The organism is Mycobacterium sp. (assembly GCF_049673265.1).
GTDB lineage: Bacteria > Actinomycetota > Actinomycetes > Mycobacteriales > Mycobacteriaceae > Mycobacterium.
In genome coordinates, this window is the sequence record NZ_JBATXN010000073.1 from 1 (window position 1) to 12,522 (window position 12,522).

A 12,522-nucleotide genomic window follows, 5' to 3' on the forward strand; every position below is an offset into this window, starting at 1 on the left:
ACCTGTGAGCCCGCCCGGATGGCGTCGACGACGGGCATCGGCGGCACGCCGCGCCGAGCAGTGCCCGCCGCCGCGAGCTGGCCATGGCGGATGACGGCGAGCTGCCAACCGCCGTCGCCGTCCGGAGCGGCGGCCACCAACTCCGGCAGCGTGGCCAGCACACGCAGGCGCTGACCACGCCAGAGCACCTCGACCGCGGTGACCGTGTGATCGCGTAGCCGGGCGGCGCTCTCGTAGCGCTGCCGGTCGGCAAGGTCGGCGATCTGCTGCACGGCCGCGGCCAGCGCGGTGTTGTCCACGCCGTCGATCAACGCCGCGGCGCGATCGGCCGCCGCGGCGTATTGGCCGGCGGTCACATCGCGCGCAGCCGGACATGGCGAAACCTCACGCTGCGGGCAGGCCGGTCCATGCAGCGCCGAACGGGCCAGCCGCTTGGTGCAGGTGCGCACACCGGTGAACCGCGCCAGCAGGGCGGCGGTGTCGACGGCGTCGGCGCGTGAGCGAAACGGGCCCACGGCGCGGTCGTGGCGGGGCGTCCGGGTAGTCGAAAATCGGGGAAAGGCCTCGTCGCTCAGCATCACCCACCACCACCGGTGCGGGAATCTCGAACGGCGGTTGTAGGGCGGGGCGTGCGCGGCCAGCATCCGCAGTTCGCGGACACCGGCCTCCAGCCCGTGCGCGCATTCGACATGCTCGACGGCGGCCGCCAGCCCGACCATCTCCTTGATCCGGCTGCGCTGATCCGAGCCGTTGAAGTACTGACTTACCCTGCGCCGTAAGTCAATTGCCGTGCCGACGTAGAGCACCTCGCCGGCCGGCCCACGAAACAGGTAGACCCCTGGCCGGCGCGGTAACCCGTGGGCCAGCACTCGTTTACGCCGCTGTGCGGGCGTCACGTTGGGCAGATACGAGCGCAAGTCGGCGTAGGTGTGCACCCCTTGATTACCGACGCGCTCGATCAGCGCGTGCAGCACATCGACGGTGGCCCGCGCGTCGTCGAGCGCTCGGTGGGTGGGCTCGCTGGCGACGGCGAACAGCCGGGCCAGCGCTGCCAGTCGGACGCTGGGAGCTTCCTCGCGGGTGAGCACCCTGCGGGCGAGCTGGACGGTGCACAGCACTTGCGGCCGCCGCCACACGATGCCGCACTGATCGGCGGCGGCCCGCAAAAACCCGACATCGAACCTGGCGTTGTGGGCTACCAGCACCGCACCGCGGGCGAACTCGAAAAACATCGGCAACACTGCACCGATCGTCGGGGCATCGCACACCATCGCTGTGGTGATGCCGGTCAGGTGCACGATCTGCGGCGGGATGCTGCGCTGCGGGTCGACCAGGGTGGCAAACTCGCCCAGCACCACACCGCCGCGCACTTTGACCGCCCCGATCTCGGTAATGGCGTCGGCGGCGGTGCCCTCACCAGCGGTCATCCGACCGCCGGTGGTCTCCAGGTCTACGACCACGAATGTGGTCTCACGCAGCGCTGTTTCGGCAGCCCCGTCGAAGTCGGGGAGGCTCAGCTGCTCGCCGGCGGGCGTGCCCATGGCCGTGACGTTAGGCAGACGCACCGACAGCTCGGGGATTGCGCACGGATGCCAGCCGCGCAGCGGTCCGAGGAGGAGGCGGGGGGTCAAGCGGAAATGAGGCGGCGAGATCTGTCGGTGCCGGCGGTTAGCGTGACCGCAAGGCCACCCAAAAGACCGAGAGGACCAACGAGATGGCGCACCTAGGCAAGCCCGACCGGACGGCAGCAGACCCGCCTGAACCGGCAGAACCAGTAGTCATCGATTGTGACGACTGCGCAGTACGCGGTCCGGGATGTCGTGACTGCGTCGTCAGTGTGATACTCGGGGTACCGGAAACTTTGCTGGAGGACGAGCGCGCCGCACTGGAGGTGCTCGCCGACGCGGGTATGGCCCCGAGGCTGCGGCTGGTTCCCATTCACCGTCAGCGACCCGGGGTAGCCTAACGGCGTTACGTTGAAATCTTGCTGTTTTCTTAATCATCCAGAGTTGGACAAGCTCGATGCCGTTTCGTAACCTATCTGAGACCTAGAGCAGATTCGGCCGCGTAGCCGACGGGTTTTAAGGATGCAAAGTCTTGGGGTTGGGGCATATCGGTAGGAGCGCGTGTTTGCGCGCAGCCAAGCGTCTTGCTATCGCAGCGCTAGCTGGGTCCGTCGCTCTAACCGGCGTTGCCGCCAGCAATGTGCTGGCCGACCCAGCCAATGACGGCATGGCAAAGCTTAGTGAGCTGTCCCGGCAGGCTGAGCAGACCACCGAAGCCATGCACAGCGCCCAGCTCGACCTCAACAACAAGCTGGCCGCGCAGCGTGCCGCCGACAAGAAGCACACCGACGACGTGGCCGCCGCAGACGCCGCGAAGTCGCGGTTGGCAACATTTCAGGCTGGCATCGACAAGTTTGCGGCAGCGTCGTATATGGGTGGCCGGACCGATGGCCTGAATGCCATCATGACCGCCGAGTCGCCACAGCAGCTGATCGGCAAATTGGCCGTGCAGCGGGTGATGTCTACCGCAATGCGTGAGCAGATGGCCAACTACCGCGCCAGCCGCGAGCAGGCCACCCAAGCTGAACAGGCATCAGCGAAATCGGCCGCCGACGCCAAGACCGCGGCCGAGCAGGCCGCTGCGGTGCGCGCCAAGCTGCAGTCCAAACAAAGCCAGCTGCAGCTGCAGATCGCCATCGTCAAGTCGCAGTACCTCACGCTGAGCCCCAACCAGCGCACCGAGCTGGCCGCGCCCGGGCCCGTCCCGCCGGCCGCGGCCATGGCGGCCGCTCCCGGTCCAGAGGCATTACCGCCGGGCGGCGGGCAGCCGGGCAGCCCGGGACCTGGATCCGCCGCCGCACCCGGCAGCGGTCAGGGCGCCATCGCCGTGCAGGCTGCGCTGACCCAGGTCGGTGCGCCCTACACCTGGGGTGGCGCCGCGCCCGGCGGATTCGACTGCTCCGGCTTGGTGATGTGGGCGTTCCAGCAGGCCGGCATCGCGCTACCGCATTCCAGCCAGGCGCTGGCCCACGGCGGCCAGCCGGTCTCGCTGTCGGACCTGCAGCCAGGTGACGTGCTGACCTTCTATTCCGACGCCTCCCACGCCGGCCTCTACATCGGTGACGGCCTGATGGTCCACTCGTCCACCTACGGCGTGCCGGTGCGGGTGGTGCCGATGACTTCGTCCGGCCCGATCTACGACGCCCGCCGTTACTGACCGCCGACGGCATACACACCGTCGGCGCTGGCTACTGGCCGGCATATTCGTCACCGAACTCGTCTTCGGCGCCGTCTCGGTACTCGGCCCGGGGCGGATAGCACCCGCACAACCAGCCCACCGGGCCCCACCCGCGGCGGTCGGCGCAGAAGCGCCGCGGGTCGTCGTCGCCGGCGATCGCACGGTGCGGATGACTAATCTCGGCGGCCCGCGAGCGGTGGTCCTGCTGCGCCGGGTCGCTGCGACCATCGGCCAGTCCGTCGACGCCGCAGAGGCGTTCTGGGGGACCGATTGGCCGCGCGACATCGCCGTGGTCGCCACCGGCTCGCAACCGCAATTCGAGACCGAGGCCGGCGGAGGGCCCGCGGGGCAGTGGGCCGATATCGCGGCGGTGGCCGTTGCCGACCGGGTGGATCCGGTACGGCGGATGGCGATCGGCCAGCGGATTGTGTTCGCACCAGGCGCCGTCGACATGAGTGACCCGGCATTACGAATCGTGTTGAGCCACGAGCTTTTTCACTACGCCACCCGCGCCGACACAGCAGTCGATGCGCCGCGGTGGCTGACCGAAGGTGTGGCTGACTACGTCGCCAGGCCGCGCACGCCGCTGCCCAAGCTGACGCAGCTGCCGGCAGCGTTGCCGTCCGACGCCGACCTTGACGCGCCCGGGCAACAGCGTTCGTTGGCCTACGACCGGGCGTGGTGGTTCGCGCGTTTTGTCGCCGACACCCGCGGGACGACGACACTGCGTGCGCTCTACCAGGCAGCGTGCGGCGTCGGGCACCCCGACCTACCCACCGCGCTGCAAACCGTCATGGGCGTCGACACCGCGGGTGTGCTCGCCGACTGGCAGCGATGGCTGACCCGCTAACCTACCCAGGTGTCCCGGGTCCTGCTGGTAACCAACGACTTTCCGCCCCGGCGCGGCGGCATCCAGTCCTATCTGGTCGAGCTGGTTTCTCGACTGGCCGCCACCGGGCAGCACACCGTCGTGGTCTACGCGCCGCAGTGGAAAGGCGCCGACGCCTTTGATGCTCAAACCGGGGGCTATCAGGTGGTGCGTCACCCGTCGACTTTGATGCTGCCCGTGCCCAGCGTCGACGTCCGGATGCGCCGCCTGATCGCCGAGCATGAGATCGACACCGTCTGGTTCGGCGCCGCGGCGCCTTTGGGACTGCTTGCGCAGCGCGCCCGTCAAGCCGGTGCAAGCCGGGTGTTGGCCAGCACTCACGGCCACGAGGTCGGGTGGTCGATGCTTCCGGTGGCACGGTCGGTGCTGCGTCGCATCGGTGACGACAGCGACGTCGTCACCTTCGTCAGCCGCTATACCCGAGGGCGGTTCGCGCCGGCGTTCGGGCCGAAGGCCGCGCTGGAGCACCTGCCGCCCGGGGTGGACACCGACCGATTCCGTCCGGACCCGGCAAGCCGCGCCGAGTTACGCACCCGCTTGCGCCTGGGCGAGCGGCCCACCGTGGTGTGCCTGTCGCGGCTGGTGCCGCGCAAGGGGCAGGACATGCTGATTCGGGCGCTGCCGGCAGTCCGTCAGCGCGTGGACGGGGCCGCGCTCGTAATCGCCGGCGGTGGTCCATATCTGGACAGGCTGCGCGGGCTAACCGAGCGCCTCGGCGTGAGCGAACACGTGACGTTCACCGGCGGGGTGCCGGCCGCCGAGCTGCCCGCCTACCATGCGATGGCCGATGTGTTCGCGATGCCATGCCGCACCCGCGGGGCCGGGCTCGACGTCGAGGGGCTGGGCATTGTGTTTCTGGAAGCTTCCGCGACCGGTGTGCCAGTCATCGCCGGACGCTCGGGCGGCGCGCCGGAAACGGTGCGGCACAACAAGACTGGGTTAGTAGTAGATGGTCGTTCGGTGAACCAGATCGCCGACGCCGTCGCCGAGCTGCTCGCCGACCCGGATCGCGCCGCTGCGATGGGCGCCGCCGGCCGGGATTGGGTCACCGCGCAGTGGCGGTGGGATGCATTGGCCGCCAGGCTATCCGAGTTGGTTGGCGGCTAGCCCTTCGCGTAGATCTCGTCAATGTCGTGGGCGAACTTCTCGGCCACCACCTTGCGCTTGACCTTCATCGTCGGGGTGAGCTCGCCGGTGTCCTCGGTGAAGTCGACTGTCAGGATGCGGAATTTGCGGATCGACTCTGCATGCGACACCACCAAATTGGCCTGTTTGACGGCCGCGTCCACCTCGGCGTTCAGGTCGGGGTCGCTGACCAGATCGCTCACCGGCGCTTCGGCGGGCTTGCTGTTGCGCTGCTTCCAGCCCTCGAACGCCTCGGGATCGATGGTGATCAGCGCGCCGACGAACGGCCGTGCGTCGCCGACGACCATGGCCTGGCTGATCAGTGGATGCGCCCGTAGCTGATCCTCCAATACGGCCGGGGCGACGTTCTTGCCTCCGGCGGTGACGATGATCTCCTTCTTGCGGCCGGTGATCGTCAGGAACCCGTCGTCGTCGACTTCCCCTAGGTCACCGGTCTTGAACCAGCCGTCTTCCATTGCTTCGTTGGTGGCCTGCTCGTTGTGCCAATAGCCCTCGAACACCACACCGCCGCGCACCAACAGCTCGCCGTCGTCGGCGATGCGCAAGCTGTTGCCCGGCAACAACTTTCCGACGGTGCCGACCTTCAGGGCGCCGACCTGGTTAACGGTGATCGCCGCACTGGTCTCGGTCAGCCCGTAGCCCTCGTACACGGTGAGGCCGACGCCGCGGTAGAAGTGGCCCAGCCGCGCGCCCAGCGGTGCGCCGCCAGAGACCGACGCGCGGCAGTCACCGCCCAGCGCCGCGCGCAGCTTGTGGTAGACCAGCCGATCGAACAGCGCGTGCTTGGCCCGCAGCACTACACCCGGGCCGCCACGATCCTGCGCCTCGCTCCAGTCGACTGCGGTCTGTGCGGCGATCGCGAAGATGCGGCCCTTCCCGTCGCTGGCGGCGTTCTGCGCCGCAGTGTTGTACACCTTCTCGAACACCCGGGGCACCGACACCACGACCGTCGGTTTGAACACCCCGAACATTGGCACCAGATTCTTGATGTCACTGGTGAATCCGACGATGACCTTATTGTGGAAGGCGCTCAACGTGAGTGCGCGGGCCAACACGTGCGCCAGCGGCAGGAAGACCAGCAGCCGCTCGCCCTTGCGCAGCAGCGTGGGCAGAACCTCCTTGGCGCCCCGGGTTTCGTAGACCAAGTTGGAGTGGGTCAGTTCGCAACCCTTCGGGCGCCCGGTGGTACCAGAGGTGTAGATCAGCGTCGCCGGGTCGTCGCTGCGCAACGCCTCGAGGCGGGCGGTCAGCTCGGCCGGCTCGACCGACGCGCCATCGCGCTCGAGTTGCTCGAGGGCCGCGGCGTCCGAACCGTCGATTTGCAGCACGCGCCGCAGCTCAGGCAGGTCGCCGGTGAGCTCGGTGACCATCTTCGCGTGGGCGTCGGTTTCGGCGAACACCACCACTGCACCCGAGTCGGAGAGTACCCAGCGCACTTGCTCGGCTGAGGACGTTTCGTAGATCGGGACGGTGACCGCGCCTACCGCCAGGATCGCCAGATCGAGGATCGCCCACTCGTAGCGAGTGGCCGAGAAGATAACCACCCGGTCACCGGCCTGTACCCCTTGTGCGATCAAACCCAGTGCTGCCGAGCGGATTTGGGCCGCGGCGGCGGCGCAGGTAACGTCAATCCAGGCGCCGTCGACCAGGCGCTGAAAAATTACGGTGTCGGGCTCGTCGCGCTCGTGGGAGAACACTGCGTCGACGATGTTGTCGTGCTCGCCCACCGTGAACGGGGCGGGAACGCTGAATTCACGCACTCTTGTGACCTCGCTTGAGTTTTTTCCGCCGGGTAGCCGGGCAAAATGCTGGACTCAGCCTAGTCTGGGCGATCCCGGGTGGTGTTATGCGGCCATCCGTGCGGTATGTGAAGCTAGGGGCCGTGCACAGAGTTCAAATCGCCGACGAGACGTTTGTCGCTGCCGACCCGGCACGCGTCGGCGCCGCAGTCGGTGATCCGGCCAACTGGCGGCGGTGGTGGCCTGATCTGCGGCTGCGGATCATCGAAGACCGCGGGCCGTTAGGAATCCGATGGACGGTGACCGGGCCGCTGACCGGGACCATGGAAATCTGGCTGGAGCCTGCGCTGGACGGCGTGGTGTTGCACTACTTCCTGCATGCCGAGCCGTCCGGAGTGGCGGCCTGGCAATTGGCCAGGATGAACTTCAGCAGAATCACCCATCGCCGCCGCGTCGCCGGCAAGCGAATGGCCTTCGAGGTGAAGACAACGCTCGAGCGCTCCCGGCCGGTCGGGGTTTCTCCGGTACTTGACCAGGTCTGAGTTCAACCGGGGAGTACCGTTTCTGCCGTGGGTGGCGGTACAGCTCGCAGGGTGGCGACCGCGTACGGGGGAGAAGGAAGCGACTAGGTGGCGGAGAAGACGGCGCAGACGATCTACATCGACGCGGATCCCAGCACGGTAATGGATGTGATCGCGGATATCGGCTCGTATCCCGATTGGGTGTCGGAATATCGGGAGGCTGAAGTACTCGAGGCCGACGGCAACGGGAACCCCAAGGTGGCGCGGCTGGTGCTGGACACCAGCGTCCTCAAAGACACGTTGGTGCTGTCCTACGAGTGGCCGAAAGATCGCAAATCGGTGCGCTGGTCGCTGGTCTCCAGCTCGTTGTTGCGGTCCCTCGACGGCGTATATCGGTTGGCGTCCAAGGGCTCTGGTACCGACGTCACCTACGAGCTCACCGTCGACATAGCTATCCCGATGATCGGCTTGCTCAAGCGCAAGGCCGAGCGCAGGTTGATCGACACCGCTCTGAAGGATCTGAAGAAACGAGTCGAGGCTGAGTGAGGCTGGGTGAATCGGTAGCGCCCTCGTCCACTCGGATCAGTCTTTTCGTCGGCAAGGGCGGGGTAGGAAAGTCCACTTTGGCGGCCGCGACCGCCGTGCGTGAAGCGCGCGCCGGTCAGCGGGTGCTGTTGGTATCCACCGACCAAGCGCACTCATTGGGTGACGTGCTCGGGATCACGGTCACGCCGTCCGGCCGGCGCGATCCGGTCCGGGTACTCGCCGACCTGGAAACCGGGGCGACCGACGCGGGCGGCGGCTTCCTCGACGCGCTGGCGATGGATACCCTGGCGCTGCTCGAGGCTCGTTGGCGCACAGTGGTCGACACACTGGGCCGACGCTTCACAGAATCAGAGCTGGGTGAGATTGCCCCCGAAGAACTTTCGGCACTGCCCGGAGTGCAGGAAGTCCTCGGGCTGCATGAGGTCGGCGAGTTGGCTTGCGCTGGGCAGTGGGACCACATCGTGGTCGACTGTGCCTCCACCGCCGACGCGATGCGGATGCTGACCCTGCCGGCCACCTTTGCGATGTACGTCGAGCGCGGATGGCCGCGACACCGGAGGCTTTCCGCCGCCGCCGACGATGCGCGGTCGACGGCGGTGGTGGAACTGCTTGAACGCATCAGCGCGAGCGTCGAGACGCTCAGCGCGCTGCTGACCGACCCCACCCGCGTCGGTGCGCATCTGGTCCTCACCGCCGAACGGGTGGTGGCGGCCGAAGCGGTCCGGACCCTGGGTTCGTTGGCCTTGATGGGCGTGCGAGTCGAGGAATTGATCGTCAACCAGATTCTGGTGCAGGACGATTCCTACGAGTACCGCAATCTGCCCGCCCATCCGGCCTTCGACTGGTATTCCGAGCGAATCAGTGAGCAGCGGGCTGTGCTCGACGAACTGAACGGCGCCATCGGCGATGTGGCCCTGGTGCTCACCCCGCATCTGGCCGGTGAGCCGATCGGCGCCAAAGCGCTGGCGGAGCTGCTGGACAGCGCGCGCCGTCGCGGCAGCTCAGCACCGCCGGGACCGTTGCGTCCGGTCGTCGAGCTGGAGTCTGGATCCGGTCTGCAGTCGGTCTACCGATTGCGGCTAGAGTTGCCGCAGATCGACTCCGGCGCGCTTACCCTTGGCCGGGTCGGCGACGATCTGATCGTCGGCGCGGGCGGGATGCGGCGCAGAGTGCGGTTAGCGTCCGTCTTGCGGCGATGCACGGTACTGGACGCGCATCTTCGCGGTAGCGAGTTGACGGTGCGTTTTCAACCTGATCCGGAGGTGTGGCCGAAGTGACTGGCGTCCACCCCGACATCGGGCCCGAGTTGCGCAAACTCGCTCAGAGCATCCTCGACGGGATCGACCCTGCCGTGCGCTTGGCGGCGTCACGGGTGCTTGGCGACGGCGCCGGCACCGGAAAGTGCCAGCAGGTGTGGTGTCCGGTGTGTGCGTTGGCCGCGGTGGTGAGCGGGGAAGAACATCCGTTGTTGACCGTCATCGCCGAACACAGCGTCGCGCTGCTGGCGGTGATCCGGGCCCTGATAGATCAAGTCGACGGATCGAAGCCGCCGCCGGGCGGCGGACCGGGCGGCAGTGCCGTGGCCGATACCGCAGCCGATGCCGGCGCGCCGAGCCGGTATCAACCCATCAGCGTCACCGTCGAGGAGTAGCCGCGGCGGTCCGGGTTAACGGCAGCCGGCTCACCGCCGAAGAGTAAGCAGGTCCAACCGTCGCTGTGGTCCTATGCACACTCGATCGGTACAGTTGGCGCAGAACACCATCGGTCGAGGGGCAAGTGGGAGGGTCCATGTGGTACTGGCTTTTCAAGTACATCTTCATGGGCCCGTTGCTTGCCTTACTTGGTCGGCCGAAAGTTGAAGGCCTGGAATACGTCCCGCAGTCCGGCCCGGCGATCCTGGCGAGTAACCATCTGGCGGTCGCCGACAGTTTCTATCTGCCGCTGGTTGTCCGGCGCCGGATCACGTTCCTGGCGAAGGCCGAATATTTCACCGGCACCGGGCTGAAGGGTTGGTTCCAGCGCTGGTTTTACGGCACTACCGGACAGGTGCCGATCGACCGCAGCGATGCCGACGCCGCGCAGGCCGCGTTGAACACCGCTGAACGGTTGCTGAGCCAGGGCAAGCTGCTCGGCATGTATCCCGAGGGCACCCGCTCGCCCGACGGCAGGCTGTACAAAGGCAAGACGGGGTTGGCTCGGCTGGCGCTGGAAACCGGCGTTCCGGTGATACCGGTAGCGATGATCGGCACCAACGTCGTCAACCCGCCCGGCAGCAAGATGTGGCGATTCGGCCGGGTCACCGTCCGATTCGGCAAGCCGATGGACTTCTCCCGATTCGACGGGCTCGCGGGCAACCGCTTCATCGAACGCGCCGTCATCGACGAGGTGATCTACGAGCTGATGGGCCTTTCCGGTCAGGAATACGTCGACATCTACGCAGCCAGCGTCAAAAACGGCAGTGACGCCAACGGGTCCGAACCGGCGACGCAATCGCCCACTCGCATTCCTGAGACCGCGGCGGGCTAGCGAATCGCAGTTCAGCCGACCGCTGAAACCGGCGCCGGCGTGGTCGTCGCCGCCCGTGGTGCACCGGCGGTCGCCGCGCTGACTGCGACCGTGGCGCCGGCCGCGACGATGGTCGCCAGCGCCCACCACAGGTAGGACACGCCGGCGAATTGACGCCACCCCGCGGCGCTTAGCTCGTGGTGCTTGGGAAGCAGATCGATCGGCGTCCAGATCATCACCGCCAGCCCCGCCGCGCTGACCGCGGCAAGCGCGGCGTTGCGTCGCCGCCACGCCAGCACCGCCGTCACCACCACAGTCGGCAGCATCCACACCCAGTGGTGCGACCAGGACACCGGCGAAACCGTGAGCCCGAACAGCGCAACGCACATCACCGCCAGCGTGGGTTCGTCGGCGCGCAACACCCGTCGCGCCGCCCACACCGTCAGTGCCAGCACGAGCAGGCAGGCGGCCGCCCAGGGCAGGAAGCGTTGGTGATCGCCCAGCCCCAGCCGCGCCAGCGCCCCGGCGACGTTCTGGTTGGTGTTCAAGCTCGCCGCCCCGATCCGATCGGTGTTGCGGACGGTGTCACTCCAGTACTGCAAGGAGTCGTTCCAGGCCAGTGCAAACCCGGCCAGCGTGGCACCCAAAAAAGACGCTATCGAGGTCAACATGGCGCGCTTATCCCGGCGCAGCAGGAAATACAGCAGGAACACCGCCGGGGTCAGTTTGAGCGCGATGCCCAGTCCCAGCAGCAGCCCACGCGGCCACGGGGTACGGCGCGGCACACAGTCGGCGATCACCAACGTCATCAGCACGACATTGATTTGTCCAAAGGCGAAGTTCGACTTGATCGGCTCCAGCCAGATCGCTGCCGCCGCGACGATCAGCGCCGTCAACCACCAGCGGCGCAACCACGCCGGCCCAGGCACCGTCCGGGCAGTGCTCCACACGTCGAGCCGGGTCAGCACGATCATCGTGGAGACCAGCAGCAGCGCCAACGTGATCAGCGTGATCGTCACGCTGGCGGCCGGCAGACCCAACCAGGCGAAGGGGCAGAACACGATCGCGGCGAGCGGCGGATAGGTGAACGGGAGGTCCAAGCCGATCGGCGTGTGAAATAGCGCACCATCGTTGTAGAGCGGACGGTTATCCAGCCATGCTTGGCCGCCCATCCGGTAGACGTCGATGTCGATGCGGTACGGGAGGTGACCGACGAGCCGCCACCCTGCGTAGCCCAGCGCTGCCAAGGCCACCAGCTGGAGTAACGCCCACCAGGCATTTCGCCAGACACCCGGCCGCAGCGTGGCTTTCAGCCCGCGCAAACTGCCCACGTCGGGCGACTGCCGTGTACTCATGTCGCTGAACAGCCTATCGGTGCGGATGGGTCAATCGGTGTCGCGGAGCGCCGTCAGCGCGAAGTGGGCGTAGCTTTCCTAGAGTGCTCCGTTGGTTCCAAGACGACATCGTCGGCCGCGGTCGACTGCCGTTGCTGTGCTGTCTGATCGCCTTCATCCTCACCTTTTTCGTGGCGCGCTCACTGGTGCGCTCGATCCGTAGTCGGGCCGCATCCGGCAGGCCGCCTCGGTGGTGGGAGCCACGCAATATTCAGGTTGGGACCAAGCACATCCACCACGTGGTGGTCGGGGTCCTGATGGTGATGGCCTCCGGGGTGGCGTTGGTGGCGCTGTCGGTCACCGGAAATCAGCTCGAAGACACCGCGATCGCCATCGTCTTCGGCATCGGCGCCGCGCTGGTGCTCGATGAGTACGCGCTGATCCTGCACCTGTCAGACGTCTATTGGGAGGAAGACGGGCGGACGTCGGTCGACGCGGTGTTCGCCGCAGTGGCGGTCGGCGGACTGCTGGTGCTGGGACTGCACCCGTTTTTGTTCTTCGTCAGCCTGTGGCATGACACCACCAACTCCGTGCTGCTG

At 67.1% G+C, this 12,522-nt stretch carries 12 protein-coding genes and 1 pseudogene; 10 read left to right on the forward strand and 3 right to left on the reverse strand.

Annotation, left to right across the window (positions count from 1 at the left end; translation table 11 throughout):
• A partial coding sequence (locus WBF82_RS02615; RefSeq protein WP_424381553.1) for a DEDD exonuclease domain-containing protein occupies window positions 1-1,565 on the reverse strand: 1,565 nt, incomplete at its 3' end.
• A gap of 149 nt (window positions 1,566-1,714) precedes the next feature.
• Here WBF82_RS02615 and WBF82_RS02620 point away from each other — a divergent pair.
• From WBF82_RS02620 to pimB, 4 genes are all read left to right on the forward strand, one after another.
• Window positions 1,715-1,966 (forward strand): hypothetical protein, encoded by a 252-nt coding sequence (locus WBF82_RS02620; RefSeq protein ID WP_424381544.1) that lies wholly within the window; start codon window positions 1,715-1,717, stop codon window positions 1,964-1,966.
• Between the two features lie 137 nt (window positions 1,967-2,103).
• Window positions 2,104-3,222 (forward strand): peptidoglycan hydrolase RipC, encoded by a 1,119-nt coding sequence (gene ripC, locus WBF82_RS02625; RefSeq protein WP_424381554.1) that lies wholly within the window; start codon window positions 2,104-2,106, stop codon window positions 3,220-3,222.
• A gap of 43 nt (window positions 3,223-3,265) precedes the next feature.
• Entirely contained in the window at window positions 3,266-4,093 is an 828-nt protein-coding gene (locus tag WBF82_RS02630; protein WP_424381555.1) for a hypothetical protein, read from the forward strand.
• A 9-nt stretch (window positions 4,094-4,102) separates the two neighbouring features.
• The gene (gene pimB, locus WBF82_RS02635; protein ID WP_424381545.1) at window positions 4,103-5,239 is read left to right on the forward strand and encodes a GDP-mannose-dependent alpha-(1-6)-phosphatidylinositol monomannoside mannosyltransferase; all 1,137 of its coding nucleotides are present in this window, start codon (window positions 4,103-4,105) and stop codon (window positions 5,237-5,239) included.
• Here pimB and WBF82_RS02640 read toward each other — a convergent pair.
• Window positions 5,236-7,038, reverse strand: a complete 1,803-nt coding sequence (locus WBF82_RS02640) for an AMP-dependent synthetase/ligase (protein WP_424381546.1) — start codon at window positions 7,036-7,038, stop codon at window positions 5,236-5,238. The two genes, pimB and WBF82_RS02640, sit on opposite strands and share 4 nt — an antisense overlap.
• A gap of 122 nt (window positions 7,039-7,160) precedes the next feature.
• Here WBF82_RS02640 and WBF82_RS02645 point away from each other — a divergent pair, with 122 nt between their 5' ends.
• The 5 genes from WBF82_RS02645 to WBF82_RS02665 all read left to right on the forward strand — a co-directional run bounded on the left by WBF82_RS02645 (window position 7,161) and on the right by WBF82_RS02665 (window position 10,610).
• A complete protein-coding gene (locus WBF82_RS02645; protein WP_424381547.1) occupies window positions 7,161-7,559 on the forward strand; it encodes a polyketide cyclase / dehydrase and lipid transport in 399 nt (132 codons plus the stop codon).
• Between the two features lie 87 nt (window positions 7,560-7,646).
• Complete coding sequence (locus WBF82_RS02650) at window positions 7,647-8,084, forward strand: SRPBCC family protein (RefSeq protein WP_424381548.1); 438 nt, start codon at window positions 7,647-7,649, stop codon at window positions 8,082-8,084.
• Entirely contained in the window at window positions 8,081-9,361 is a 1,281-nt protein-coding gene (locus WBF82_RS02655; RefSeq protein WP_424381549.1) for an ArsA family ATPase, read from the forward strand. Before WBF82_RS02650 ends, WBF82_RS02655 begins: the two co-directional genes overlap by 4 nt.
• Entirely contained in the window at window positions 9,358-9,735 is a 378-nt protein-coding gene (locus tag WBF82_RS02660) for a hypothetical protein (protein ID WP_424381550.1), read from the forward strand. Before WBF82_RS02655 ends, WBF82_RS02660 begins: the two co-directional genes overlap by 4 nt.
• Window positions 9,736-9,872: 137 nt before the next feature.
• On the forward strand, window positions 9,873-10,610 hold the full coding sequence (locus WBF82_RS02665; protein ID WP_424381551.1) for a lysophospholipid acyltransferase family protein: 738 nt from the start codon (window positions 9,873-9,875) through the stop codon (window positions 10,608-10,610).
• Between the two features lie 11 nt (window positions 10,611-10,621).
• On the opposite strand, the gene WBF82_RS02670 is transcribed toward WBF82_RS02665, so the two are convergent.
• A complete protein-coding gene (locus tag WBF82_RS02670) occupies window positions 10,622-11,944 on the reverse strand; it encodes a glycosyltransferase 87 family protein (RefSeq protein ID WP_424381552.1) in 1,323 nt (440 codons plus the stop codon).
• Window positions 11,945-12,027: 83 nt separating this feature from the next.
• On the opposite strand from WBF82_RS02670, the pseudogene WBF82_RS02675 reads away from it, so the two are divergent.
• A pseudogene (locus tag WBF82_RS02675) lies at window positions 12,028-12,522 on the forward strand (hypothetical protein); the annotation flags it as partial.

Coding starts and splice junctions, on each gene's coding strand:
- WBF82_RS02620 (WP_424381544.1), top strand. CDS start 1,715: ATGGCGCACCTAGGCAAGCCCGACCGGACGGCAGCAGACCCGCCTGAA.
- WBF82_RS02665 (WP_424381551.1), top strand. CDS start 9,873: ATGTGGTACTGGCTTTTCAAGTACATCTTCATGGGCCCGTTGCTTGCC.
- WBF82_RS02670 (WP_424381552.1), bottom strand. CDS start 11,944: ATGAGTACACGGCAGTCGCCCGACGTGGGCAGTTTGCGCGGGCTGAAA.